General features: G+C 60.4%; 21 protein-coding genes. 14 read left to right on the forward strand and 7 right to left on the reverse strand.

Features of this window, described 5'->3' with window-relative positions; all coding sequences use genetic code 11:
* Positions 1-99: 99 nt before the first annotated feature.
* The 9 genes from QA644_RS16120 (at position 100) to QA644_RS16160 (ending at position 9,274) form a co-directional block, all read left to right on the forward strand.
* Complete coding sequence (locus tag QA644_RS16120; protein WP_283069517.1) at positions 100-1,260, forward strand: aminodeoxychorismate synthase component I; 1,161 nt, start codon at positions 100-102, stop codon at positions 1,258-1,260.
* Positions 1,257-1,883: an aminotransferase class IV family protein gene (locus tag QA644_RS16125; RefSeq protein ID WP_283069518.1), complete on the forward strand. Its 627-nt coding sequence runs from the start codon at positions 1,257-1,259 to the stop codon at positions 1,881-1,883. The genes QA644_RS16120 and QA644_RS16125 overlap by 4 nt, the downstream gene beginning before the upstream one ends.
* 88 nt (positions 1,884-1,971) lie before the next feature.
* Entirely contained in the window at positions 1,972-2,256 is a 285-nt protein-coding gene (locus QA644_RS16130; protein ID WP_239596983.1) for a YciI family protein, read from the forward strand.
* A gap of 209 nt (positions 2,257-2,465) precedes the next feature.
* A complete protein-coding gene (locus QA644_RS16135; protein ID WP_283069521.1) occupies positions 2,466-3,920 on the forward strand; it encodes a homospermidine synthase in 1,455 nt (484 codons plus the stop codon).
* A gap of 169 nt (positions 3,921-4,089) precedes the next feature.
* A complete protein-coding gene (gene omp10, locus QA644_RS16140; RefSeq protein WP_027508040.1) occupies positions 4,090-4,452 on the forward strand; it encodes an outer membrane lipoprotein Omp10 in 363 nt (120 codons plus the stop codon).
* Between the two features lie 207 nt (positions 4,453-4,659).
* Positions 4,660-6,519 carry a bifunctional UDP-sugar hydrolase/5'-nucleotidase gene (locus tag QA644_RS16145; protein WP_239596979.1) on the forward strand — a complete coding sequence of 620 codons (1,860 nt, stop codon included), beginning with the start codon at positions 4,660-4,662 and terminating at the stop codon, positions 6,517-6,519.
* Between the two features lie 123 nt (positions 6,520-6,642).
* Positions 6,643-7,677: a ferrochelatase gene (gene hemH / locus QA644_RS16150; RefSeq protein WP_283069523.1), complete on the forward strand. Its 1,035-nt coding sequence runs from the start codon at positions 6,643-6,645 to the stop codon at positions 7,675-7,677.
* A 127-nt stretch (positions 7,678-7,804) separates the two neighbouring features.
* Complete coding sequence (locus QA644_RS16155; protein WP_283072406.1) at positions 7,805-8,815, forward strand: SPFH domain-containing protein; 1,011 nt, start codon at positions 7,805-7,807, stop codon at positions 8,813-8,815.
* 3 nt (positions 8,816-8,818) lie between these two features.
* A complete protein-coding gene (locus QA644_RS16160) occupies positions 8,819-9,274 on the forward strand; it encodes an NfeD family protein (RefSeq protein ID WP_074069651.1) in 456 nt (151 codons plus the stop codon).
* Here QA644_RS16160 and QA644_RS16165 read toward each other — a convergent pair whose 3' ends face one another.
* Positions 9,275-10,267, reverse strand: coding sequence for a KpsF/GutQ family sugar-phosphate isomerase (locus QA644_RS16165; RefSeq protein ID WP_074069652.1), 993 nt, complete (start codon positions 10,265-10,267; stop codon positions 9,275-9,277).
* Positions 10,268-10,412: 145 nt separating this feature from the next.
* Here QA644_RS16165 and QA644_RS16170 point away from each other — a divergent pair, with 145 nt between their 5' ends.
* Positions 10,413-11,987 carry an outer membrane beta-barrel protein gene (locus QA644_RS16170; RefSeq protein ID WP_283069524.1) on the forward strand — a complete coding sequence of 525 codons (1,575 nt, stop codon included), beginning with the start codon at positions 10,413-10,415 and terminating at the stop codon, positions 11,985-11,987.
* Between the two features lie 2 nt (positions 11,988-11,989).
* Here QA644_RS16170 and galU read toward each other — a convergent pair whose 3' ends face one another.
* Positions 11,990-12,877: a UTP--glucose-1-phosphate uridylyltransferase GalU gene (gene galU / locus QA644_RS16175; protein ID WP_074069654.1), complete on the reverse strand. Its 888-nt coding sequence runs from the start codon at positions 12,875-12,877 to the stop codon at positions 11,990-11,992.
* 203 nt (positions 12,878-13,080) lie between these two features.
* Between galU and QA644_RS16180 the strand changes: the two genes are divergently transcribed.
* Together QA644_RS16180 and QA644_RS16185 are read left to right on the forward strand one after the other, a co-directional pair.
* Positions 13,081-14,304 (forward strand): lytic murein transglycosylase, encoded by a 1,224-nt coding sequence (locus QA644_RS16180; protein ID WP_194728184.1) that lies wholly within the window; start codon positions 13,081-13,083, stop codon positions 14,302-14,304.
* An 88-nt stretch (positions 14,305-14,392) separates the two neighbouring features.
* Positions 14,393-15,604, forward strand: coding sequence for a DUF459 domain-containing protein (locus tag QA644_RS16185; protein WP_194730238.1), 1,212 nt, complete (start codon positions 14,393-14,395; stop codon positions 15,602-15,604).
* 187 nt (positions 15,605-15,791) lie between these two features.
* Here QA644_RS16185 and QA644_RS16190 read toward each other — a convergent pair whose 3' ends face one another.
* The 3 genes from QA644_RS16190 to gltB all read right to left on the reverse strand — a co-directional run bounded on the left by QA644_RS16190 (position 15,792) and on the right by gltB (position 22,225).
* A complete protein-coding gene (locus QA644_RS16190; protein ID WP_239596971.1) occupies positions 15,792-17,246 on the reverse strand; it encodes a glutamate synthase subunit beta in 1,455 nt (484 codons plus the stop codon).
* 19 nt (positions 17,247-17,265) lie between these two features.
* Positions 17,266-17,439: a hypothetical protein gene (locus QA644_RS16195; RefSeq protein WP_156886478.1), complete on the reverse strand. Its 174-nt coding sequence runs from the start codon at positions 17,437-17,439 to the stop codon at positions 17,266-17,268.
* A 64-nt stretch (positions 17,440-17,503) separates the two neighbouring features.
* Positions 17,504-22,225 carry a glutamate synthase large subunit gene (gltB, locus tag QA644_RS16200; RefSeq protein ID WP_283069528.1) on the reverse strand — a complete coding sequence of 1,574 codons (4,722 nt, stop codon included), beginning with the start codon at positions 22,223-22,225 and terminating at the stop codon, positions 17,504-17,506.
* A 524-nt stretch (positions 22,226-22,749) separates the two neighbouring features.
* Here gltB and QA644_RS16205 point away from each other — a divergent pair.
* The gene (locus tag QA644_RS16205) at positions 22,750-23,802 is read left to right on the forward strand and encodes a low specificity L-threonine aldolase (protein WP_074069658.1); all 1,053 of its coding nucleotides are present in this window, start codon (positions 22,750-22,752) and stop codon (positions 23,800-23,802) included.
* A gap of 13 nt (positions 23,803-23,815) precedes the next feature.
* Here QA644_RS16205 and QA644_RS16210 read toward each other — a convergent pair whose 3' ends face one another.
* A complete protein-coding gene (locus QA644_RS16210; RefSeq protein ID WP_267285075.1) occupies positions 23,816-23,944 on the reverse strand; it encodes a hypothetical protein in 129 nt (42 codons plus the stop codon).
* Positions 23,945-24,155: 211 nt separating this feature from the next.
* Here QA644_RS16210 and QA644_RS16215 point away from each other — a divergent pair, with 211 nt between their 5' ends.
* On the forward strand, positions 24,156-24,644 hold the full coding sequence (locus QA644_RS16215; protein ID WP_283069533.1) for a BA14K family protein: 489 nt from the start codon (positions 24,156-24,158) through the stop codon (positions 24,642-24,644).
* A 58-nt stretch (positions 24,645-24,702) separates the two neighbouring features.
* On the opposite strand, the gene QA644_RS16220 is transcribed toward QA644_RS16215, so the two are convergent.
* Entirely contained in the window at positions 24,703-25,566 is an 864-nt protein-coding gene (locus QA644_RS16220; RefSeq protein ID WP_283069535.1) for a LysR substrate-binding domain-containing protein, read from the reverse strand.
* Positions 25,567-25,583: the final 17 nt, after the last annotated feature.

Genomic DNA, 25,583 nt, shown 5'->3' on the forward strand with positions numbered 1-25,583 from the left:
AAAGTCATTCGCGACGCGGATGCGCCGGGGCTGGAACCCTGTGACAAGCACGGCAATGAGGAAATCCGGAGCGACCGGTCTCAGCAAATGGGAGCGCGGATGACAATTTCTCAGTCTTGCATCCTCTTCCGCGACGACACGACCGGCGAAGTCATGCTCTTCGCCGATCCCGCCGAGATCATCATCGCCCGGACGCGTGCCGAATTCTTCGCCGGCCTCGCGCAGATGGAGACGGCCAAGACGGACGGAAAGTGGCTGGCAGGATATCTATCTTACGAAGCGGGCTATCTCTTCGAGGAAAAACTCGCGGGCTTCGTGGAAGAGAACAGGCAGACGCCGTTGCTCTGCTTCGGCATCTTCGACGCCCCGCAGAAGGACGGTCGTCCGCTCGCGCAGCCGAAACAGCGTCTCGACAACGAGGAATTCCTGACAGCGCCCAAAGCCGCTTGGGCATTCCCCGCATACAAAGAGCGCTTCGACCGATTGCATCGGCATCTGCGCCAGGGCGATTGCTATCAAGCAAACCTCACGATGCCCATCGAAGCACGTTGGAATGGAGATCCGCGCGCGGCCCTCTGGTCGCTGATCGAACGTCAGCCGGTGAAATACGGTGCGCTCGTCGATCTCGGCGGCCCCGTCATCCTGTCCCGCTCTCCCGAGCTCTTCTTCCGGACGGACGAGGAAGGCTGGATCGAGACGCATCCGATGAAAGGCACCGCCAAGCGCGGCGCCGATGCGGCCGAAGATGCCGCCATTGTCGCGGCGATGCGTCACGATATAAAGACACAAGCCGAAAACCGGATGATCGTCGACCTGCTTCGCAATGACATCTCGCGCATCACGGAGGTCGGTACGCTCGATGTTCCGAAGCTCTTCGAGATCGAGACCTACCCCACACTGCACCAAATGGTAAGCCATGTGCAGGCGAAACTTCTTCCCGACCTTTCCATCCGCGATATCTTCGCCGCCCTCTTCCCCTGCGGCTCGATCACCGGCGCACCGAAGCTCAGCGCCATGCACATCCTGCACGAACTCGAAGACACGCCACGCGACGCCTATTGCGGCGCGATCGGCATGATCTCTCCGGCAGGCGCCATGCGCTTTTCGGTTGCGATCCGCACGATCAGCCTTTTTGCGGACGGCAGGGCAATCTTCAATGTCGGTGGCGGCATCGTCTTCGATTCCACTGCGGAAGCCGAATATGAAGAATGCCTGCTCAAGGCGCGTTTTGCGATCGGCGACCAGGAAATCGCGCGATGAGCGACTTCTCGCTGATTGAGACATTGCGTTTTGAACCGGGGACCGGCTTCATGCGCCTGCGGCTGCATCTTGCCCGTCTGACGCGCTCGGCCCGGCGGATCGGCTTTGCCGAGCCGCGACATGCGCTCGATGAGCTCAATGCCTCCGTCCAAGGCGCGACGGGCGCTCTGCGCATCCGGCTGACCTTCGATGCGCAGGGCCGCATAGACGTCACGACCGCGCCTTTCACACCGCTTGCGCCCGGCACGGTGTGGAACATCCGCATCGCTTCGACCCGCCTCGACAGCGCCGACAAGCTGCTGCGGATCAAGACCACCCGCCGCACGCTCTACGAAGCCGCCCGCGCCGAATACACGCCGCAGCAGGCGGACGAAGTGCTGATGCTGAACGAACGCGGCGACGTCTGCGAAGGCACGATCACTTCAGTCTTCCTCGGCGATGGTTCCGGCATCCTTCGCACCCCGCCGATTTCCTGCGGCCTGCTCGCTGGTGTGCTGCGCACAGAGTTGATCTGTCAGGGCAAAGCCCGCGTCGGTCGCATCCGGCTGGACGATTTGAACAACGGCCAGATCTACGTTGGAAATTCGCTCCGCGGCCTCATCCCTGCACGGCTTTTCATCTAAGCCGCGCAAATCCTAAAAAGAAGATGGATGGCAACGTTCCAATCGAATATTCAACAGATCCGCAACGATAGGCCGGAAGGATTTTGCCATGTTCATGCTGGCGCTCACCTATGTGAAGCCGAACGAAGAGGCCGATAAGCACATGGAGCCGCATATGGCCTGGGTCAAGGAAGGCTATGCCAAAGGCTGGTTCCTTGCCTCCGGCCGCAAGGTTCCCCGCACCGGCGGCGTCATCCTCGCTATCGGCAATCGTACCGAGATCGAGGCCTATGTCGCCGCCGATCCATTCATGGTTCACGGCGTTGCAGAATATGAGATCACGGAAGTCGCGGTGACGACGGTGGCCGAGGGGCTGGATATCCTGAAAAACTAGAGTCTCCTACAAAGGGGCTGACGCTGCACAAGGCCGAGCTCGGTGCGGAGCTTGCGCATGTTCGCGCGCTGATAAATCCATTTCCGGCCCAAACGCTCTTTATTGTGACGCCGATTTATGGTTAGAGCCGGTCACCTCGCATTTCTCGCGCCATTTCAGAAGAATTCTTAAAGGTTCATCGCCTTCGTCACCTTCCATAGGAGAAAAGAATGACGGAACAGACCCACCCGGTATATGCCGAAATTACCGGTCCGATCGTGATGATCGGCTTTGGCTCCATCGGCCGCGGCACGCTGCCGCTGATCGAGCGCCACTTCAAATTCGACAAGAGCCGGATGGTTGTCATCGACCCGCGCGACGAGCCGGCCGACATGGAGATCCTGAAGAAGTACGGTGTCCTCCACATCAAAGAATACGTGACGAAGGACAATTACAAGGATCTCCTGAAGCCGCTTCTGACCAAAGGCGGCGGTCAAGGCTTCTGCGTCAATCTCTCGGTCGATACCGGCTCGCTCGACATCATGAAGCTCTGCCGCAAGCTCGACGTACTCTATATCGACACCGTCGTGGAACCCTGGCTCGGCTTCTATTTCGACAAGAACATGAAGAACGCCGACCGCACCAACTATGCGCTGCGCGAAACCGTCCGCAAGGAAAAGGCGAAGAACCCTGGCGGTGCTACCGCCGTTTCCACCTGCGGCGCAAACCCAGGCATGGTGTCCTGGTTCGTCAAGCAGGCGCTTGTCAACCTCGCCAACGAAATCGGCGTGAAGTTCGACGAGCCGGATCAGCACGACCGTGAAGGCTGGGCGAAGCTGATGAAGAAGGTCGGCGTCAAGGGCATCCACATTGCCGAACGCGACACGCAGCGCACCAAGCATCCGAAGCCGCTCAACGTCTTCTGGAATACCTGGTCGGTCGAAGGCTTCATCTCCGAAGGCATGCAGCCCGCAGAGCTCGGCTGGGGCACCCATGAAAACTGGATGCCGAAGAACGCCAAGAAGCAGAAAAAGGGCTGCAAGGCCGCGATCTATCTGGAGCAGCCGGGCGCCAATACCCGCGTGCGCACCTGGTGCCCGACGCCCGGTCCGCAATACGGTTTCCTTGTCACTCACAACGAGTCGATTTCGATCGCCGATTATTTCACGGTCCGCGACAAGGATGGCGAAGTCACGTTCCGCCCGACCTGCCACTATGCCTACCATCCGGCCAACGATGCGATCCTGTCGCTGCATGAGATGTTCGGTAACGGCGGCACGTCGCAGCCGGTCCACCACGTTCTCGACGAAGACGAACTGGAGGACGGCATCGACGAACTCGGTGTGTTCCTCTACGGCCACGAGAAGAACGCCTACTGGTTCGGCTCGCGCCTGTCGCTCGAAGAAACCCGCCGCATCGCGCCCTATCAGAATGCGACCGGCCTGCAGGTGACCTCTGCCGTTCTCGCAGGCATGGTCTGGGCTCTCGAACACCCGAAGGCCGGTATCGTCGAAGCCGACGAGATCGACTACAAGCGCTGCCTCGAAGTGCAGCTGCCTTATCTCGGCCCGGTTGAAGGTCACTACACCGACTGGACGCCGCTTAATGGTCGTCCGGGCCTCTTCCCGGAAGACATCGACACCAAGGATCCCTGGCAGTTCAAGAACATCCTGGTTCGTGCGTAACCGGGCATTCAAATCCGCATCGATGCCCGCCGAAAGGCGGGCATTTTTGTAACGCCTGCCGCGTAATTTCGCTTCATCGTTGCAGGAGGCTTGCCATGGCGGCGGGCTCGCGCCATGTTTTTCAAGACTTTCGCGGATAGAGTCCGCTCCGAATCGCCGGGAGAACCATATGACGTTCAGAAACATTCTCGTCCTTGCGGGTGCTGCAGCAGCGCTTGCCGCCTGCGTCTCAGACCGCCCCATGCCGGTAGCGACACGCGCTGCGCCGACCGGCGTCGAGGGTTCCTGGGCCGATCCGAACGGCATCATTTCTACCTTCCAGGCGGGCACCTTCACCACCCGCACGACCGACAGCAACCAGCTGCTCGCGTCCGGCACCTATATCAACACCTCACCGTCACTGGTCGAAATCAGCATGACATCGCTGGTTCGCAAGACGCAGTCGAAGGTCAATTGCGCGCTCGTCAACCAAAGTCAGCTGAACTGCACCTCGGATGCAGGTTCGCAATTCACGTTGACGCGCCGCATGTAATTTCCCCCGCTTTTAATGAAGAAGCTCTCCTTTGCGGGAGCTTTTTTCGTTTTTGCCTCTTGGAAAGCACCCCGAGAACAACAGCTTTTTTGCACTTGCGGTCGGTCATCGTTGATGAAAACATCCGCACGCCGGGTAGCCGCCAAACGAGTAAGGGAAGGACGAAGTCAGGGGTACGGGGCTTCGCCATTAAATCAGGAGAACAGTATGACCAAGTCATTTAGCTTCGGTCTGTTGACCGCATCGATGCTGGCGCTTAGCGCTGGCGCAGCTTTCGCGGACTACCAGCTCAATATTCTTCATATCAATGATTTCCATTCACGCATCGAGTCGATCAACAAGTTCGATTCCACCTGCTCGGCGGAGGACGAAGGCAAGAACGCATGCTTCGGCGGCGCCGCCCGCTTGAAGACCGCGATCGACCAGCGCCGCCAGGCGCTGTCCGGCCAGAACGTCCTGCTTTTGAACGCCGGCGACAACTTTCAGGGTTCGCTCTTTTACACGACCTACAAAGGTACTGCGGAAGCCGAGATGCTGAACGCCATGAAGTTCGATGTGATGACCGTCGGCAACCATGAATTTGACGACAGCGAAGACGGCCTCGCCGCCTTCCTCGACAAGGTCCAGTTCCCGGTTATTTCCGCAAACGTCCTTGCCGCGGACGGCTCGAAGCTCGGCGATCGCATCAAGCCTTCGCTGGTGCTCGATGTCGGCGGGCAGAAGATCGGCATCGTCGGCGCCGTGGCCAATGATACCGAAGAGCTTTCCTCTCCCGGCCCCAAAGTGATGATTGCCGAGGACGTCCAGACGATCAGCGCGGCTGTCCAGGAATTGAAGGCCCAGGGCATCAACAAGATCATCGCGCTCACCCATGTCGGCTATCCGCGCGATCTCGCAGCCATCGCCAAGATTCCGGATGTCGATGTCGTCGTTGGCGGCCACTCGCACAGCCTGCTTTCGAACACCGATCCGAAGGCGGAAGGCCCCTACCCGACGATGGTGGACAATCCGGGCGGCTACAAGGTGCCCGTCGTGCAGGCGGCATCCTACAGCAAGTATCTCGGTGATCTCGTTGTCGACTTCGACGACAGCGGCGTCGTCAAGAGCGCCAAGGGCGATCCGATCCTGATCGACTCCTCCTTCACGCCCGACCCGGCCCTTGTTGCCCGTATCCAGGAACTGGCGAAACCGATCGAAGAACTCCGCAAGAAGGTCATCGGCTCGTCCGAAGCCCCGATCGAGGGCGACCGCACCGTTTGCCGCGTCAAGGAGTGCTCGATGGGCAACCTCGTTGCCGATGCCATGCTCGACCGCACGAAGAACCAGGGCATACAGATCGCCATCCAGAACGGCGGCGGCCTTCGCGCCTCGATCGACGGCGGCGATATCACCCAGGGCGAAGTCATCACCGTGCTGCCGTTCCAGAACACGGTGGCCACCTTCCAGCTGACGGGCGCAGACATCGTCACGGCGCTAGAAAACGGTGTCAGCCAGATCGACGAGGGCGCCGGCCGCTTCGCGCAGGTCGCCGGCCTGAAGTACAGCTTCGACAAGTCGAAGCCGGCGGGCAGCCGCGTCAGCGGCGTTGAGGTCAAGGAGGGTGACAAATTCGCACCGATCGATCCGGCCAAGACCTACGGGGTCGTCACCAACAATTTCATGCGCGCCGGCGGGGATGGCTATTCGATCTTCGAAACAGCCGGCAAGAATGCCTATGACTTCGGTCCGGATCTCGCCGACGTGACGGTCGAATATCTGGCAGCCCATAACCCTTACAAGCCCTACACCGACGGCCGCATAGCGGAAGCCGCCCCGGCTGCGACCGCTGCACCTGCCGCGCCGGCTGCTCCATCCGCTCAAGCTCCAGCCGCAACTGCGCCAGCTGCCAGCGCACCGGCTGCGGTGACGCCGGCAAGCCATGTCATCGCCGCAGGTGATACCCTTTGGGATCTTGCCAAGCAGTTTTACGGCGATGGCGAGCTCTGGAAGAAAATCTCCGAAGCCAACGGCGATCCCGATCCGCGTCGCCTGATGGTCGGCAAGGAGCTGCAGGTTCCCGCGAAGTAAGGCGATTGTCTGGATGTTGAAGACCGGTCCGGGGTTTCCCGGGCCGGTTTTTCCACTTATAGGGATATACCACCGCGCCGGCTGCCTATGAGCGGGAAGGGACTATCAAACGTTGGGGCCAAGATGACCATTGCACCTTCATACCTCCCGGCGGAGCATCCTCCGGTCAAATTCGGCAAGGTCGGAGTCCTTCTCGTCAATCTCGGCACGCCCGACGGCACCGACTACACGTCGATGCGGCGCTATCTGCGCGAATTCCTGACCGACAGGCGCGTCATCGAATGGTCACCGTTGAAATGGTACCCGATCCTCTTCGGCATCGTCCTGAACACCCGCCCGCAGAAGGTCGGCAAGGCCTACGAGACGATCTGGAACATGGATAAGAACGAGAGCTATCTGCGCACCTATACGCGCAACCAGTCCGATCTCATGGCCGCGCGTCTGAAGGACCTGCCGAATGTAAAGGTAGACTGGGCTATGCGTTACGGCACGCCCTCGATCGCTTCGCGCATCAACGCACTGAAAGAGGAAGGCTGCGACCGCATCGTTCTTTTCCCGCTCTATCCGCAATATGCGGCAGCGACGACCGCCACGGTCAACGACAAGGCATTCCAGCATCTCTTGAAGATGCGCTGGCAGCCGGCATTGCGCACGGTGCCGGACTATCACGACGACGAAACCTATATCGAAGCGCTCGCCAATTCGGTGAAAAAGCATCTTGCGGGGCTCGACTGGGAACCGGAGGTGATCCTCGCCTCGTTTCACGGCATCCCGCTCTCCTATTCCGAGCAGGGCGATCCCTACTTCTTCCAATGCCAGAAGACGGGCCACTTGCTTCGCGAAACGCTCGGCCTTGCGAAGGAGAAGTTCATGATAACCTTCCAGTCCCGCTTCGGGCCGGAAGAATGGCTGCAGCCCTATACCGACAAGACCGTCGAAAAGCTGGCACAAGACGGCGTCAGACGCATCGCCGTTCTCAATCCCGGTTTCGTCTCCGACTGCCTGGAAACACTGGAAGAGATTGCCGAGCAGGCGGCCCATTCCTTTCATGAAAACGGAGGCGAGAAGTTTGCGCATATTCCGTGCCTCAACGACAGTGAGGACGGGATGCGCGTGCTGGAAAAGGTCGTGCGCCGCGAACTACTGGGTTGGGTCTGAGACGGACGTCTGCTGCCAGCCGCGCCCCGGTCTTCGGGCTGTTGTTTAAAACCTTGGCGTGCGCTTGTGAATATCCCGCTCGTTGAATACGATCGCCGCGATCATAGGCGGTGAAGGAGACTGAGTGATGATTTTAGGCGGGTTCGATATCGTCGTTATTGCCCTCGTCGTCTTCGTCATCCTTGTGCTTTTTGCAGGCATCAAGACGGTGCCGCAGGGCTATCGCTATACGATCGAGCGCTTCGGCCGCTATACGCGCACACTGGAGCCCGGCCTCAACATCATCACGCCCTTCATCGAGCGCATCGGCGCCCGCATGAATGTGATGGAGCAGGTGCTCGACGTACCCACCCAGGAAGTCATCACCCGGGACAACGCCTCGGTCGCCGCCGATGCCGTCGCCTTCTATCAGGTCCTGAATGCCGCGCAGGCAGCCTATCAGGTCTCCAATCTCGAAAACGCCGTTCTTAACCTGACGATGACCAATATCCGTTCCGTCATGGGCTCTATGGACCTCGACGAGCTTCTGTCCAACCGCGATGCGATCAATGACCGGCTGCTGCGGGTTGTCGATGATGCCGTGCAGCCGTGGGGCATCAAGGTCACCCGTATCGAGATCAAGGACATCCGTCCGCCGACCGATCTCGTCGACGCCATGGCGCGGCAGATGAAGGCCGAGCGTGAGAAGCGTGCCCAAATTCTGGAAGCCGAAGGTTCGCGCAACGCTCAGATCCTTCGCGCCGAAGGTGCCAAGCAATCGGCAATCCTGGAGGCAGAAGGCCAGCGCGAGGCAGCGTTCCGCGAAGCGGAAGCCCGAGAGCGTCTGGCCGAGGCGGAAGCCAAGGCGACAAAGATGGTCTCCGAGGCGATCGCCGCCGGCGACGTGCAGGCGATCAACTATTTCGTCGCGCAGAAATATACAGAGGCGCTGTCTGCCATCGGGACGGCCGGCAATTCCAAGATTGTCCTGATGCCGATGGAGGCCTCATCGATTATCGGCTCGCTGAGCGGTATCGGTGCAATCGCTAAGGAGATCTTCGGCGACGGCAATAGTCCGCCCTCCCCGCCGCGGCCGCGTCAAGTGCCGCCGCGCACGACCCCGCCGGTCAATCCGTTCAACCAGGCCCCGGAGCGCTGACGAATGCTGACACGCGTCGTTGCCGAACTGGGACCATGGACCTGGTGGATTGTGGGCCTGGCGCTGCTTGCCGCCGAAATGATGGTGCCGGGCTTTTTCCTCGTCTGGATCGGTCTTGCCGCGCTCGCCGTCGGCGTTCTGTCGCTGCTGCTTTGGAATGCCGCCTTCTGGATCTGGGAAACGCAGCTCATCCTTTTTGCCATCCTGGCCGTTGCTGCGACATTCCTTGGCCGCCGGCTGACGCTTCGCCATGATGCGACCGACGAACCCTTCCTCAATCAGCGGGGCGCAAGTCTCGTCGGCCGGACGGCAACGCTCTTAGAACCGATCGCCGAAGGCCGCGGCCGCATCCGCATCGATGATACGATCTGGCGGGTGACAGGCCCGAACCTCCCCATCGGAACGCAGGTGAAGGTGGTCGCAAGCAACGGGCGCGACCTGACGGTCGAGCCGCTCTGATCAGGCGACGCCGATCCGCAAGAGATCGTGAAAATGCACCAGGCCGGCCGGCTTGTTATCGTCATCGATGACGATCAGTGCGCCGATTTGATACTGCTCCAGCAATGCCAGCGCGCTTGTCGCAAGCGCCGTCGGCCTGACCGTCTTCGGCGTGCGCGTCATGACGTCGTCGACGCAAAGCTCGGACAGGTTGCGCGTCAAGTTACGGGCAATGTCACCTTCGGTAACGATGCCGCAGAGCCGCCCGTCCTCGTCCAGAACGCCGACGCAGCCGAAATGCTTGCGCGACAGCACGCGGATCGCCTCCGGCATCGGTGTCCCCTTCGCCACCAGCGGGACGCGGTCGCCGGTATGCATGACGTCGCCGACATGCATCAGGCTGGCGCCGAGCTTTCCGCCTGGATGGAAGACATGGAAATCCCGCGCCGTGAAGCCGCGCGCTTCAAGCAGCGCGATCGCGAGCGCATCCCCGAGGGCGAGCTGCATCAATGTCGATGTCGTTGGCGCAAGGCCGTTCGGGCATGCTTCCTGTTCGTTCGGGATCAGCAGTACGATGTCGGATGCCGTCGCCAGCGACGAGTGTTCGCTGCACGTGAGCGCGACCAGGGGGATGGAAAATCGGCGCGTATAGGCAATGATGCTGCGCAGTTCCGCGCTTTCGCCGCCCTTGGATATGGCGAGCACAAGATCGTCGCTCGCGATCATCCCAAGGTCGCCGTGATTGGCTTCCGCAGCGTGAACGAAAAACGCAGGCGTGCCCGTCGAAGCAAAGGTAGCAGCCAGTTTCGTTCCGATGTGTCCACTTTTGCCGACACCCGTTACGATGACACGACCGCTGATACTGCCGATCGTCTCCACCGCTTGAGAAAACGGCTCCCACAGACCGTCGCTCAAGGCGCGCTCCAGCGCTTCCAGTCCGCGTCTCTCCGTCTCGATCGTCCGCTTGGCGGATTCGAGCACACCGTTCTCAACAAGCTTGACTGCTTTTCTCATGGTCCTGCGTTAGCGCTTTTCATTTGAGGTGTCTACCCACGTCGTTTTGCAACCTGTGAACAGAGCCTCGCGGCCGCAACGAATGATTAACCACGAGGGTTTACGTTCGGGTAACGAATTGAAGCATGCCACGCGCGGAATCCGGATGGCCAAGGAAAGAGAGACGAGCAGTTTGACGCCGCTCTGCGCGGCGCGCTTTGCCGTGTCTTCTATCGCTTGCTTCGCTTTGTTTCTTCCACCTCACCCTGGTTTTGCTCAGTCCGCGCAAAACAGCACCGGCAGCGGCACATCCGGCTATTCGTCTGCATCTAGCGCGCAGTCCTACAGCAGTTCGCCGAATGCACAGCAGTTGCCCGCCAATGGCGCAGCCGACGGTAGCGATATCGCAAATCCCTCAGCCGATGGAATGAGCGGCACACCGCCCAGCTCAAACCAACAAGCCGGAACAACGATGGCAACCGGGACGACTGATCAGGATCCGTCCGGCGAGACGACCGGCTCCATTCTCGATGAGGACATTCGTCGCCTGAATACCCGCGAACCGGCAATCGATGACAGAAGGGCGCCACGCAAGCCGGAGGAAAACCTCTCAGGCCAGGAGACGCCGGGCATCCGCATCGGCACCTTCGTGCTGCGCCCTTCCGTTACCCAGTCGATCAACACCGAAACGACGAAGGACGGAGAGACAAAGGAGACGCGCGCTTTCCTCCAAACCGACGCCCACGCAACACTTGCCTCCGACTGGGCGCTCCATCAACTGATCGTCACGAGTGAGGGCACTTGGCAGCGCAATGTCAGCGGTACCGGCGAAGAACAGCCCGCCTTCGACATCGACGGGGACCTTCGACTCGACCTGCCGGACGATACGGTCGCTCATATCAAGGGCGGATACCGGTTTTATCGGGAAGATACCGACGATCCTGACGCAATCGCCGATGCCGAGCAGCAATCGGATGTGCAGGAGTTCTCAGCCGGCGCATCCATCGAGCGCGGTTTCGGCATCCTGCGCGGTACCGCGGCACTCGATCTGACCCGGACCATCTACTCCGACGCCGTGCTTTCGAACGGCACGAGGATCTCGCTCAGCGACCGCGATCAGACGTCCGGCACATTTCGGACCCGTGTCGGCTATGAGCTTTCGCCGGCCCTCATTCCCTTCGTCGAGGCCTCGGTCGGTAAGACTGTCTACGACGAAACCCGGGATTCGGCGGGTTTTGCGCGCTCCGGCAACAGCTACGGCGCCAAAGCTGGCGTCGAGGTCGATCTGGGAGAAAAGTTGAAGGGTGAAGTCGGTCTCGGCTACGAAACCGCAACCTTTGACGATAGCCGCCTCGAACCGATCGATACCGCAACCGTCGATGCAAACCTCCTCTGGTCGCCGCTGCGTGGAACCGACGTTCGTTTTGATCTATCGACCAGCATCCAACCCTCAACGACAGCTGGTCAGAGCGGCTATATCTCGCACGAACTGACAACGGCGGTCACGCATCAGCTGCGCGACAATCTCCAGGCAACGGTGCTGGGTGGGGTGACTTTGCGGGACTATCCGTCCGGCGGCAGCAGCGACGAGACGGTCTATACGGCGAGCGGCGGGCTCACCTGGAACATCAACCGCTATCTCGATTTCACCAGCACGCTGGGATACGAGCTGACGACGCGCGATGTGGGCGCCGACTCGCAGCAATGGCGAGCCGGCGTCGGTCTCAAGCTGAAACGCTAGGCTCAAAGGCCTTTCAGCAATGCCTTGAAACCGGCTTCGACGGTCGGGCGGATATCCGCACGTTCGAGTGCGAAGGCAACATTGGCTAGGATGAAGCCATCCTTCGCGCCGCAGTCATAGGTCGTGCCGCGGAAGTGGTAGCCTGCAAAATCCTGTTCCTTGAGCAGCTTCAGCATGCCGTCGGTCAGCTGGATTTCATTGCCGGCGCCGCGCTCCTGCGTCTCGAGGATCTTGAATATCTCAGGCTGCAGGATGTAGCGGCCGTTGATGAAGAAGTTGGAAGGTGCCGTCCCCTTGGCCGGCTTCTCGACCATGCCGGTGATGCGGAAGCCCTCGCCGATCGGTTCGCCGGCTCCCACGATGCCGTATTTATGCGCTTGCTCCGGAGCACATTCCTCGACGGCGATGATGTTGCCGCCGCTCTGGGCATAGAGATCGATCATGCCCTTCATGCAGCCCTTGCCTTCATTCTTCATGATCATGTCCGGCAGCAGCAGCGCGAAAGGTTCGTCGCCGACGATCTCACGGGCGCACCATACGGCGTGGCCGAGGCCGAGTGGCTCCTGCTGGCGGGTGAAGCTGACCGTTCCTGCTTTCGGAAGCTGATTGGCGAGCAGCGTCATTTCCGCCTGCTTGCTGCGTTCGCGCAGCGTCTGCTCGAGCTCGAAGTGAATGTCGAAATAATCTTCGATGATATGCTTGTTGCGGCCGGTCACGAAAACGAAGTGTTCAATGCCGGCTTCGAGCGCCTCGTCGATCACATACTGAATGATCGGTTTATCGACGACAGTCAGCATTTCCTTCGGAACGGCTTTGGTGGCCGGGAGGAAGCGTGTCCCCAAACCTGCAACCGGGAATACCGCTTTACGAACTTTTTTCTGCTGTCCCACTTAGACCTCCTGGGGGGGCTGGATCGCTTTTACACTCAAGCTATTTAGGGTGAACTAGATTAGAATCGCTACCGTTTTGCAAAGGATGACGGGAGAAGCCGGTCATGGTAAAGAATTTGTTGACTCCGTTCCGGTAGTGTCGGGTTTGGCCGGAAACTGCAACTCCGCCGCACGTGCAACGAAGATGACGGATACGACTGCCGATGACCCAGAACCGCAAATACTCCCTTCGTGGTCTTGCTCTCGCCCTCATGGTGACCGCTTCCGCAGGTCTGGCTCCCGATAGCGCGGCGGCCGACCAGCGGTTCCAGAAGTGGATCGCGGACTTTTATCAAACTGCCGCGCAAAATGGCATCAGCAAGGCAACCTATCGGAAAGCTTTCGCAGGCGTGACCGAACCGGACCCGACAGTCCTTGAAAAGGCGACCTTTCAGCCGGAATTCACGACCAAGATTTGGGACTATGTGGACTCCCGCGTCAACCCCTACACAGCCGAGATTGGCCGCAAAATGGCCACAAAGCATGCGTCGACCCTGACGGCGATCGAACGGCATTTCGGCGTCGACAAGAACATCATACTGGCGATCTGGTCGATGGAATCGAACTACGGCGCAGTCCTCACAAAGGACGACCGGCTGCACTATGTGCCACGCGCGCTTGCAACCCTTGCCTACGCGGACGACCGCCGCTCCAAATATGCCAAGAAGCAGCTCGTCGCTGCGCTGAAGATCCTGCAGAACGGTGATATCTCTGCCGATGGCATGACGGGATCCTGGGCAGGCGCCATGGGCCATACGCAGTTCATCCCGACAAGCTATCTGCTCTATGCCGTCGATGCCGACCGCAATGGTCATCGCGACATCTGGAATTCCGTGCCGGATGCACTTGCGACCTCGGCCAACCTTCTCGCAAAGAACGGCTGGGACACCGGCAGGACCTGGGGCTACGAAGTCTCGGTTCCGGCGAGCCTCGCAAAGCAGGTAGGCAAGACACATACGATCGCGCAATGGGCAGCGATGGGCGTCACCCGCCCCAACGGCAAGGGTTTTCGAGACGGCTCAACAAGGGCCGTCCTGAAGATGCCGGCTGGCGCCGGCGGTCCCGGCTTCCTGATGACCGCGAACTTTTTCACGATCAAGAAATACAACGCTTCCGACAGCTATGCGCTCGCCGTTGGCCTGCTTGCCGATGAAATTGCCGGTTATGGTGGCATGAAACAGCGCTGGCCGCGCCCGGAGGGCACGCTCGACATGAAGGAAAAATTCGAGCTGCAAAATCGCTTGAAGACGCTCGGCTATTACAACGGCGAGGTCGACGGCAATTTCGGTTCAGGTTCGAAAGCCGCAATTTCGGCGGTTCAAGAACGCCTCGGCATGCAGGCCGATGGCAAACCCTCGCTCCCGCTCCTGAATGCGCTCCGGCGCTAGAAAGGAGAAATCCGCGACATAGCTTTCATGGAGAGTGGACGTGCGTGTCCCCTCCATGCGAAAATGTCGCGAGATATGGGGCATGACGATGCGTAGATCGGGTGACAGGCTGAAACTGGGCTGGAGGACGCTGCTTTCCGCCGCTCTGGTGCTTTCCTTCGGCATCACCGCGCCCGTTGATTTTGCCGACGCGCAGGAGCGCTATTACTACCGCCGCTCGATCTTCGATTTCTTCACCGGCCGCCGCTACATCAACGAAGATTATGCGCCGCCGCCCGAGGTTCGACGCCCGCCGCAGCGTCAGCGCAAACGGACGCCGCTTGCGCCCAAACCCCCAACCGTCGCCACTGCGCGGCCTGTAGCGCCCGTCCTTCAGGAGCCGGTGGTCCAGAAACTCGAGAATGCCCAAAAGATCCTGATCGTCGGCGATTTTCTCGCAAGCGGCCTGGGCGATGGCATGACGGAAGCATTCAAGACTTCGCCCGGCGTGATCGTAGAGGCCCGAGGCAACGTCTCTTCGGGCCTGGTGCGCGACGATTATTACGACTGGCCCGAACAGCTCCTGAAGATAATGGACGAACTGAAGCCGGCGATGGTCGTCGTCATGATCGGCGCCAACGACCGGCAGCAGATGGTCATCGGCGGCGCCAAGGAGAAGTTCCGCACCGACGCCTGGTATGGCGAGTATCAGAAGCGTGTGCTGAACTTCGGCAAGGAAATAACGAACCGCAAGATACCATTGCTTTGGGTCGGACTCCCTGCTTTCGAATCGCCCTCGATGACGGCCGACGCCGTTCAGATGAACCAGCTCTATCGCAAGCAGGTGGAAAGCATCGGTGGCGAATTCGTCGACATCTGGGATGGCTTCGTGGACGAGAACGGACAGTTCGTCGTTACCGGTTCCGACATCAATGGTCAGCAGGTGCGCCTGCGCACCTCGGACGGCATCAATCTGACACAGGCCGGACGCCGCAAGGTCGCCTTCTATGTTGAAAAGCCGGCCCGCCGCCTTCTCGGCACCCAGGCAAGTCCCGACCTTGTGCGCCTCGACACCAGCAACCTGCCCCATCTCGGTCTGCCGTCGGACCCGGTCGCGCATACGCAGCCGATCAGTCTTTCGGACCCCAATCTCGATGGAGGAGCTGAGCTTCTCGGCGGCAGGCAGCCTCCGGCCACTTTGGCGAACTCGCCACGCGACATGCTCGTGCAGGAGGGCAAGATGGAGCCGGCCCCGGCAGGACGCGTGGACGACTACAGTCTTCCGGCCCTGAAAGAGCCGAAGCAGGTCTCGGCTAAATAAGCTTCAGTTCTTTGCCCGAGCGACGGTGCATGGAGATGAAATTTTCATGACGCTCGCCTTCGAACTCGAAGTCGGTCGAGCCTCGCCTTTCGAAGCCCTTGAACAGATGCCCTACAGACTGATCAATGATCGGCCGCCCGCAACCTCTTGCGAGCAGCGCGTTCTGTTCGGCTTTAAGCGAGAGCAATCAGCGCGGCAGAACCGTCGAGCCCATCAGCGCTTCATCGATCGCACGCGCTGCCTGGCGGCCCTCGCGGATCGCCCAGACGACCAGCGATTGGCCGCGGCGAACGTCGCCTGCCGTCCATAGCTTGTCGACCGAAGTCTTGTAGTCGTGGTCGTTGGCAACGACATTGGTCGAGCCACGGCGGTCGGTGTTGAGCGTCAGTTTGCCGTCCAGTTCCTTGAGCACGCTGTCAGTGAACGGTCCGCGGAAACCGATGGCGATAAAGGCGAGATCCGCCTTGATGACGAATTCCGTACCGGGAACCGGCTTGCGGCGCTCGTCGACTTCGCAGCACGTGACGCCTGTCAGCACGCCGTCTTCGCCGATGAACTCCAGCGTCGCCACCTGGAACTCGCGGACGGCGCCTTCGGCCTGCGACGAAGAGGTGCGCATCTTGGTTGCCCAGAACGGCCAAACGGCGAGCTTGTCTTCCTTCTCCGGCGGCTGCGGACGAATGTCGAGTTGCGTAACCTTCACAGCGCCCTGACGGAACGCCGTGCCGACGCAGTCCGAAGCGGTATCGCCGCCACCGACGACGACCACATGCTTGGCGCCCGCCAGGATCGGGTCCGACGCCCAGCCGACGCTGTCGATGTTTTCGCGGCCGACACGCTTGTTCTGCTGCACGAGATAGGGCATCGCGTCATGGACGCCGGCAAGTTCGATACCGGGAATGCCGGCTTCGCGCGGCGTTTCGGAGCCGCCGCAGTAAAGCACGGCATCGTAATCGGACAGTAATTGGTCGACCTTCATGTCGACGCCGACATTGACGCCGCAATGGAAGGTAACGCCCTCGCCCTTCATCTGCTCGACGCGGCGATCGATGAAGTTCTTCTCCATCTTGAAGTCGGGAATGCCGTAGCGCAGCAGGCCGCCAGGGCGGCTTTCGCGTTCGTAGACATGGACCTCATGGCCGGCGCGGCCGAGCTGCTGGGCAGCCGCCATACCAGCGGGACCGGAGCCGATGACCGCGACCTTCTTGCCGGAATGGACCGTTGCCGGCTGCGGACGGATGAAGCCGAGCTCGTAAGCCTTGTCGGCAATTGCCTGCTCGACCGTCTTGATCGCAACCGGCGCATCTTCGAGGTTCAGCGTGCAGGCTTCTTCGCATGGCGCCGGGCAGACACGACCGGTGAACTCCGGGAAGTTGTTGGTCGAATGCAAGTTCTGGATCGCCGCTTCCCAATTGTTGTTGTAGACGAGGTCGTTCCAGTCCGGAATTTGGTTATGGATCGGGCAGCCGGTCGGGCCATGGCAATAGGGGATGCCACAGTCCATGCAGCGCGCGGCCTGTTTCTGCACTTCCTGGTCCGACATCGGGATCGTGAATTCGCGGAAATGCCGGATACGATCCGACGCCGGCTGATATTTCGCCACCTGCCGGTCGATTTCCAGAAACCCTGTGACCTTACCCATATTTTCGTCCCTCATCATCTTAAAGCCCAAGACCCAAAGGTCCCCAGTACCAGTAGGCCAGTCCCATGACTGCGCCCAGGGCTACGAATTCCGTTTCAAGGCCGCCGCCGGCAAAAGAGGTTCCGGCGGAAACTGCGACGGCGAGGCACAGAGAGATGAAGGAATGAAGCAGCGAAAACCGATTTTTCATCATCGTTCTTTCCAGCATCCTCCATGCCGCTCGTCAGAGCAGTGGCTGATTTAGCGATTTAGAGCACTCACTCCGCGGCGATCCCCATCCGGCTCCGCTCCATTTCCTCGAGCGCACGACGGTACTCGACCGGCATGACCTTGCGGAATTTCGGACGATAGTCGACCCAGTTGTCCAGGATCTGCTTGGCGCGAGTCGAGCCCGTGTAGTGCAGATGGTTGGAGATCAGCTGGTAAAGGCGCTCCTCGTCGTGACGCGTCATGTCGCCGGAGACGTCGACGCGTCCCTTGTGCATGAGATCGCCGCCGTGATGGTGCAGCTTCTCCAGCATGTCGTCCTCTTCGGGAACCGGTTCGAGTTCGACCATCGCCATGTTGCAGCGCTTGGCGAAGTCGCCGGCCTCGTCGAGAACGTAGGCGACGCCGCCGGACATGCCGGCGGCAAAGTTGCGGCCCGTTGCGCCGAGCACGACCACCACGCCACCCGTCATGTATTCGCAGCCGTGGTCGCCCACGCCCTCGACAACGGCAATGGCGCCTGAGTTGCGCACCGCGAAACGCTCGCCCGCAACACCGCGGAAGTAGCACTCGCCTTCAGTCGCACCGTAAAGCACGGTGTTGCCGACGATGATGGAATCTTCAGCGACGATCTTCGAGTTCTCCGGGGGCCGGATGATGATCTTGCCGCCCGAAAGGCCCTTGCCGACATAGTCGTTGCCGTCGCCGATGAGGGTGAAGGTGACGCCGCGCGCGAGGAAGGCACCGAACGACTGACCGGCTGTCCCCTTGAGTGTGACGTTGATCGTGTCGTCCTTCAGGCCGCGGTGGTTGTAGCGCTTCGCAACCTCGCCAGAGAGCATGGCGCCCGCCGAACGGTCGACATTCTTGATATCGACTTCGAAGGCGACCGGCGTCTTCGAGGAGAGCGCAGGCTCGGCCTTCTCGATCAGCTTGCGGTCGAGAATGTCGTCGATCGGGTGCTTCTGACGCGCCGTCCAGTAGGTCTCTTCCTTTGCTGCATCAACCTTGTGGAAGATGCGGCTGAAGTCGAGCCCCTTGGCCTTCCAGTGCGACAGCATCTCGTCCTTCTCAAGCAGTTCCGAAGCGCCGATGATGTCATCGAGCTTGGTGAAGCCGAGCGAGGCCAGGATTTCGCGCACTTCGTTGGCGACGAAGAAGAAGTAGTTGATGACGTGCTCGGGTGTGCCCTTGAAGCGCTTGCGCAGAACCGGGTCCTGCGTCGCAACCCCTACCGGACAGGTGTTGAGGTGGCACTTGCGCATCATGATGCAGCCCGCGGCAATCAGCGGCGCGGTTGCGAAGCCGAACTCGTCGGCGCCCAGCAGCGCGCCGATGATGACATCGCGGCCGGTCTTCAGGCCGCCGTCCACCTGCAGGGCGACACGCGAGCGCAGCCCGTTCAGCACCAGCGTCTGCTGGGTTTCGGCGAGGCCGATTTCCCAAGGGCTGCCGGCATGCTTCAGCGAAGTGAGCGGCGACGCACCCGTGCCGCCGTCAAAGCCGGCAACGGTGATGTGGTCGGCGCGCGCCTTGGCAACACCGGCGGCGACCGTGCCGACGCCGACTTCCGAGACGAGCTTGACCGAGACGTCGGACGTCGGGTTGACGTTCTTCAGGTCGTAGATCAGCTGCGCCAGATCTTCGATCGAATAGATGTCATGATGCGGCGGCGGCGAAATCAGCCCGACGCCGGGCGTCGAATGACGGGTCTTGGCGACCGTCGCATCGACCTTGTGACCCGGCAGCTGGCCGCCTTCGCCGGGCTTTGCACCCTGCGCAACCTTGATCTGCAGCACGTCGGCATTGACAAGATATTCGGTCGTCACCCCGAAGCGTCCCGAAGCGATCTGCTTGATCGCCGAGCGTTCCGGGTTCATCGAGCCATCGCGCAGCGGCATGTAGCGGTCGGACTCTTCGCCGCCTTCGCCGGTGTTCGACTTGCCGCCGATCTTGTTCATTGCGATTGCGAGCGTCGTGTGCGCCTCGCGGCTGATCGAGCCGAAGGACATCGCACCCGTCGAGAAGCGCCTGACGATATCGGCAGCCGGTTCGACCTCGTCGATCGATACCGGTTTGCGGCCGAGCTGCCCTGCGCTCTTGACCTTGAACAGGCCGCGGATGGTGTTCATGCGCAGCGCCGTGGTGTTCACCATTTCGGAGAATTCGCGGTAGTGATCCTCGGCATTGCCGCGAACGGCATGCTGAAGGGCTGCAACAGCGTCCGGCGTCCAGGCATGGCTTTCGCCACGCATGCGAAAGGCATATTCGCCGCCAATGTCGAGCGTGCTTGCAAGCAACGGGTCGCGGCCGAAGGCGGCCGTATGGCGAGCAACGGTTTCCGTGGCGATCTCTTCCAGCCCGACGCCTTCGATCATCGTTGCGGTGCCGAAGAAATACTTGTCGACGAATTCCGACTGCAGTCCGATCGCATCGAAGATCTGCGCACCGCAATAGGACTGATAGGTCGAGATGCCCATCTTCGACATGACCTTGAGGATGCCTTTGCCGACCGCCTTGATGTAGCGGTAGACGATTTCGCTGGCGTCCACTTCCTTCGGAAATTCGCCCTTGGCATGCATGTCGAGCAGCGTGTCGAAGGCGAGATACGGGTTGATCGCTTCAGCACCATAGCCCGCGAGCAGGCAGAAGTGATGCACTTCGCGCGGCTCGCCGGTCTCGACGACAAGACCGACCGACGTTCGAAGCCCCTTGCGGATCAGGTGATGGTGGACGGCAGCGGTCGCAAGCAGCGCCGGGATCGCGATGCGATCTGGCCCGATCTGACGGTCGGAGAGCACGATGATGTTGTAGCCGCCCTTGACCGCCGCTTCGGCGCGCTCGCAGAGACGGTCGAGCATATCCGGCATGCCTTCGGCACCACGCTCGACATCATAGGTGAAGTCGAGTGTCTTGGTATCGAAACGGTCTTCCGTGTGACCGATCGAGCGGATCTTTTCGAGATCGCCGTTGGTCAGGATCGGCTGGCGCACTTCGAGACGCTTGGCGTTGGCCATGCCGGTATGGTCGAGGATGTTCGGCCGCGGCCCGATGAAGGAAACCAGGCTCATGACAAGCTCTTCGCGGATCGGATCGATCGGCGGGTTCGTGACTTGGGCGAAGTTCTGCTTGAAGTAGGTGTAGAGCAGCTTCGACTTGTCGGACATCGCCGAAATCGGCGTATCCGTACCCATCGAGCCGATCGCTTCCTGACCCGTCGTCGCCATCGGCGACATCAGGATTCTCGTGTCTTCAGTTGTGTAGCCGAAGGCCTGCTGGCGGTTGAGCAGCGAAACATCGCGGCGCAGCGCACGCGGTTCGACCGGCTTCAGGTCTTCCAAAATAAGCTGAGTACGGTCGAGCCAGCTGCGATAGGGATGCTGGGTCGCAAGCTGCGACTTCACCTCGTCATCCGAGATGATGCGGCCTTCTTCCATATCGATCAGCAGCATCTTGCCGGGCTGCAGGCGCCACTTCTGGACGATGTTTTCTTCCGGAACCGGCAGCACACCCGCTTCCGACGCCATGATGACACGATCGTCATTGGTGACGAGATAGCGCGCCGGACGCAGGCCGTTGCGGTCGAGCGTCGCGCCGATCTGCTTGCCGTCGGTGAAGGCGACAGCAGCCGGCCCGTCCCATGGCTCCATCAAGGCAGCGTGGTATTCGTAGAATGCCTTGCGCTCAGCCGCCATCGACTGGTTGCCAGCCCAGGCTTCCGGGATCAGCATCATCACCGCATGCGACAACGAATAGCCGCCGCGCACGAGGAACTCGAGCGCGTTATCGAAACAGGCTGTGTCCGACTGGCCTTCGTAGGAGATCGGCCAGAGCTTGGAAATGTCCTCGCCGAAGAGCGGTGAAGACACCGACGCCTGACGCGCCGCCATCCAGTTGACGTTGCCGCGCAGCGTGTTGATTTCACCGTTGTGGGCAACCATGCGATAGGGATGCGCCAGCTTCCAGGACGGGAAGGTGTTGGTCGAGAACCGCTGGTGCACGAGGGCAACCGCGCTTTCAAACCGCGGGTCCGACAAGTCCTTATAATAAGCGCCGACCTGATAGGCGAGGAACATGCCCTTATAGACGACGGTGGATGACGAAAGCGACACCGGGTAGAAGTTGCTCTCCTCGCCTTCGAACTCGTCGTAGATGCGGTTGGAGATCACCTTGCGGAGCGTGAAGAGGCGGCGCTCAAACTCGTCGTTCGTCGCGGCATCCTCGCCGGTACCGATGAAGACCTGAACATGATGCGGCTCGGTGGCGGCGATATCCGGCGCCTTGGAGAGCGACGAGTTGTCGACCGGCACGTCGCGGAAGCCGAGGAAGACCTGGCCTTCCTCGGTGATCACATCCTGGATCACTTTCTTGAAGTGCTCGATCTGCTGTTCGTCGGGCGGCATGAAGATATGGCCCATGCCGTATTCACCGGCCTTCGGCAGGATGACGCCCTGCTTTGCCATTTCCTCACGGAAGAAACGGTCCGGAATCTGCACGAGAAGACCGGCGCCATCGCCCATCAGCGGGTCAGCACCGACGGCACCGCGGTGCGTCAGGTTTTCGAGGATGAAAAGGCCGTCCTTGACGATCTGGTGCGACTTCTGGCCCTTCATATGCGCGACGAAGCCGACGCCGCAGGCGTCATGCTCGTTGCGCGGATCGTATAGACCCTGTTTTCGCGGCAAACCGGAGGCGGATTTACGCGTATTGGCCGTTGCGCGCGCGTCTGCTGCTGCGAACTGGTCAAAACCCGTGGATGGCGTCTTCGTCATCTTTCCCTCCTGTCAAAGCCCGCGAGCGGGCGTCTCTTTGTCGCGCGCCGTCCCTTGATATGGGGTTCGGCGCGTGACAGCGCTGTTGCATTGTCGAAGATCCGGTCGCGTTGGCCCGCCAAAAGCGAGCCGCCGCGCTCCGCGCCTGCCAGTCGCCGCAGCGCTGCCAAGGCTGCGCTCGAGTGGACTATAGCGTGAAACCCTGCAAAGGTCAGGGCTTTCGGCGCCTCTTCGGCCGTAAAGGCCAAAATAGGACAGCAACACTGTCCTAATTCATCAGTTCTATGCCAGAAACCTATGCGCTCCGCAAGAGCGCGCGATTAAAAAATCGTCGATTTGCGACGGAAGATTGCCAAACGGACGAAAATGACGAAATTAAATTACCCGGCGCCGCACTATTTTGTTTATTGATTGCGGAATTCAATTTTTGTGATGCATTGCGACGCAGATGTTTGATCGCGTGAAGCTTTGGCGTAATGTCCCTGCCGAACTTGCCAACCCCACATTTCCCTAACGGTTCTTCCATGTATTTTGCTTCCGACAACTGGGCTGGCGCCCATGAATCTATTGCCCAACGCCTGCTCTCGGCTTCCGCCGGTTTCGCGTCCGCATACGGCACCAGCGATCTCGATAAAAAAGTCGAGGCACGCTTTTGCGAGGTCTTCGAGCGTGAAGTCGCCGTCTTTTTTGTCGCGACGGGTACGGCTGCGAATTCCCTTTCGCTCGCCAGCGTCCAGCGCCCCGGCGGCGTCACCTTTTGTCATTCGGAGGCCCATGTCATCGAGGATGAATGCGGCGCACCGGAATTTTTCTCCGGCTCCGCCCGCCTTGTTGCCGTGCCCGGTGCGTCCGGCAAGATCGATCCGGCAAAGCTTTCGGCGAAGATAGCAGGCTTCCCTGAGGATGCCGTGCATCACGGCCGCGCCAGTGCCATCACCATCACCCAGGCGACCGAGATTGGTACGGTCTACACGTTGCCGGAAATCGGCGAGATTTCAGCCATCGCAAAGAAGCGGAACCTGGCTCTTCATATGGACGGCGCCCGCTTCGCGAATGCGCTCGTCGCGCTTGGCGCAACGCCTGCCGAAATGACATGGAAACGCGGGGTGGACATGCTTTCCTTCGGCGGCACCAAGAACGGTTGCTGGTGCGCGGAGGCGATCGTCTTCTTTCATTCGGATCAGGCCAAAGAGATGCCTTTTATCCGAAAGCGTGCGGCGCAGCTCTTCTCCAAGTCGCGCTTCATCGCCGCCCAGTTCGACGCGTATTTCGACAACGATCTCTGGCTCGATCTTGCCCGCCATGCGAACAGCATGGCCGATGGCCTCCGTGGCGGCATCGGCGCCAGCAATTCCGCCAGGCTCGCCTGGCCCACCGCCTCCAACGAAGTCTTCGCCGTCGTCACCAAGAGCGCGGCGAGAACTGCTGAAAATAGGGGGGCGACGTTCTACGAGTGGCCGATTCCGGCCGCAACGCCTGACCTCGTTAACGACAACGAGACGCTGATCCGCCTCGTCACCAGCTTCGCCACGACAAAAGCCGATGTCGACGGCTTCCTGAAGTGCCTGGCGGCATAAAGCCCGGCAGCACCTAGTTCTGATGGCCGTAGACGGCGGATTGCGGGGCACCGTGATCCGCCTTTTCCGCTTCGTGCCCGATCACAAGGATCATCATTACACAGGCCACCAGCCCGGATACGAATAGTGCGCCATACATCATCGGTCCGTCCTTTCTTGCCCCGAACGACGACCAGATTGGATCCTAACGTAGAAGCCGGAATCTAACCAAATAGCTAAGCGACAAGGTTGAGAGGGGCTTAAAATGGCAGGCAACCGGTTAACCGCTGACAGCGACCGCCGTTTAAAATTCGTCCGCTGCTGCTGGAACTTTTCGGGAACAACTTCATTGATAGCTAGAAAGGTGAAAAGCGATGAAAAAGTTAGCTGTCGTGCTCATCTCAGCTGTGACTGCATTGACCAGTGTTCCGCCTGCCGAGGCATTTCCTGCGATCAATCTCGAAAAGCCGAAAGTCGTATCGAACATAGAGCAGGTTCGGGATCGCGACTGGAGCGGATGGAGCAATTTTGCTAGGCGCCGCTATCTTAAGAGTATGCGTAGCAATCGCGGCGCATACTATGGCGGTTCTCGTGGTTATCGCTCCAACAGATATTATGGCCGCCGATACCGCGATTATGACAATGACAACGACGCCGCCGCAATCATCGGCGGATTGGCGCTCGGCGCGATCGTCGGCGGTGCGTTGGCTCAGCCACGCTACTATGGCCCCCCGTCCTCCTATGCTTATGGCGGCAACGGTCATACGCGCTGGTGCTACAGCCGATATCGCTCCTATAGGGCCTGGGATAATACGTTCCAGCCGTACTATGGCCCGCGCCGGCAGTGCGTTTCGCCCTATTGATCGGCAAGCAACCGAAACTTGATCGGCAAGCACCCGAAACCCGCCGCCCGGCGGGTTTCTATTTTTGTGCGCCCGATCGCAGGCCCCGCACCTTCCCAAGAATGTCCTCCGAAAGCGCCGACACCAGCGCCTGATCGGCCCCTTTGCGCGGCACGAGCACGAATTCCACATCCTCCAGCAGCGGCAGCCTTGCCGTGCCGATCTCTTTCAATCCCGAGGGGGCCATGCTGCGCGGCTGCACCAGTACTCCCATTCCCGCCCGCGCCGCGGCCGTAAGCCCGCTCAGGCTGCCGCAGGTGCAGACGATCCGCCAAGGCACCTGCATTCGGCTGAGGGCCTCGAGCGCAATGCTGCGCGTCACACTTGGCGGCGGGAAGGCGATCAGCGGCAGCGGCCCTTGTGCGAGCACATGGTCCGGATCGCGCGCCAGCCAGACCAGCGGCTCGCGATAGACAAGCCGGCCGCGGGCATCGCCGAGCCGGCGTTTGGCAAGCACAAGATCGATCTCGCCATTGTCCTGCATCTCGTAAAGCGCACCCGACAACGCGACTGTCAACTCCAGATCGACCGATGGATGCGACCGCACGAAATCCTCCAGCACGGCCGGGAGCTGGCTGGTCACAAAGTCTTCCGAGACGCCGAGGCGGAGGCGGCCGCGCAGACTGTTCTCCTTGAAAAGCGATTGAACCTGCCCTTCGATCGAAAGCATCAGGCGCGCATGCGAAAGCAGCGCCTCGCCATCTCCGGTGAGCACGACCTTGTGGGTGTCGCGCGCGAGAAGCCTTCGCCCGAGTGAAGTTTCCAGCCGCTGGAGGTGCTGGCTGACGGTCGATTGACCGAGACCCAAACGCTCTGCAGCGAGCGTGAAACTGCCCATCTGCTCGACGGCGACGAAGCTGCGCAATTGCGTGAGATCAAGCATGGGCATCCCAATTCGCG

Source organism: Rhizobium sp. CC1099 (assembly GCF_029714385.1).
In the GTDB taxonomy this organism is placed as follows: Bacteria; Pseudomonadota; Alphaproteobacteria; order Rhizobiales; family Rhizobiaceae; genus Rhizobium.

Bases quoted from the DNA above. Each gene is read 5' to 3' on its own strand.
- QA644_RS16180 (WP_194728184.1), top strand. From the start codon at position 13,081: ATGACCCAGAACCGCAAATACTCCCTTCGTGGTCTTGCTCTCGCCCTC.
- QA644_RS16215 (WP_283069533.1), top strand. From the start codon at position 24,156: ATGAAAAAGTTAGCTGTCGTGCTCATCTCAGCTGTGACTGCATTGACC.
- QA644_RS16160 (WP_074069651.1), top strand. From the start codon at position 8,819: ATGCTGACACGCGTCGTTGCCGAACTGGGACCATGGACCTGGTGGATT.
- omp10 (WP_027508040.1), top strand. From the start codon at position 4,090: ATGACGTTCAGAAACATTCTCGTCCTTGCGGGTGCTGCAGCAGCGCTT.
- QA644_RS16220 (WP_283069535.1), bottom strand. From the start codon at position 25,566: ATGCTTGATCTCACGCAATTGCGCAGCTTCGTCGCCGTCGAGCAGATG.
- QA644_RS16205 (WP_074069658.1), top strand. From the start codon at position 22,750: ATGTATTTTGCTTCCGACAACTGGGCTGGCGCCCATGAATCTATTGCC.
- QA644_RS16190 (WP_239596971.1), bottom strand. From the start codon at position 17,246: ATGGGTAAGGTCACAGGGTTTCTGGAAATCGACCGGCAGGTGGCGAAA.
- QA644_RS16125 (WP_283069518.1), top strand. From the start codon at position 1,257: ATGAGCGACTTCTCGCTGATTGAGACATTGCGTTTTGAACCGGGGACC.
- QA644_RS16145 (WP_239596979.1), top strand. From the start codon at position 4,660: ATGACCAAGTCATTTAGCTTCGGTCTGTTGACCGCATCGATGCTGGCG.
- QA644_RS16170 (WP_283069524.1), top strand. From the start codon at position 10,413: ATGGCCAAGGAAAGAGAGACGAGCAGTTTGACGCCGCTCTGCGCGGCG.
- QA644_RS16195 (WP_156886478.1), bottom strand. From the start codon at position 17,439: ATGATGAAAAATCGGTTTTCGCTGCTTCATTCCTTCATCTCTCTGTGC.
- QA644_RS16135 (WP_283069521.1), top strand. From the start codon at position 2,466: ATGACGGAACAGACCCACCCGGTATATGCCGAAATTACCGGTCCGATC.
- hemH (WP_283069523.1), top strand. From the start codon at position 6,643: ATGACCATTGCACCTTCATACCTCCCGGCGGAGCATCCTCCGGTCAAA.
- QA644_RS16155 (WP_283072406.1), top strand. From the start codon at position 7,805: ATGATTTTAGGCGGGTTCGATATCGTCGTTATTGCCCTCGTCGTCTTC.
- QA644_RS16120 (WP_283069517.1), top strand. From the start codon at position 100: ATGACAATTTCTCAGTCTTGCATCCTCTTCCGCGACGACACGACCGGC.
- QA644_RS16165 (WP_074069652.1), bottom strand. From the start codon at position 10,267: ATGAGAAAAGCAGTCAAGCTTGTTGAGAACGGTGTGCTCGAATCCGCC.
- gltB (WP_283069528.1), bottom strand. From the start codon at position 22,225: ATGACGAAGACGCCATCCACGGGTTTTGACCAGTTCGCAGCAGCAGAC.
- QA644_RS16210 (WP_267285075.1), bottom strand. From the start codon at position 23,944: ATGATGTATGGCGCACTATTCGTATCCGGGCTGGTGGCCTGTGTAATG.
- QA644_RS16185 (WP_194730238.1), top strand. From the start codon at position 14,393: ATGCGTAGATCGGGTGACAGGCTGAAACTGGGCTGGAGGACGCTGCTT.
- QA644_RS16130 (WP_239596983.1), top strand. From the start codon at position 1,972: ATGTTCATGCTGGCGCTCACCTATGTGAAGCCGAACGAAGAGGCCGAT.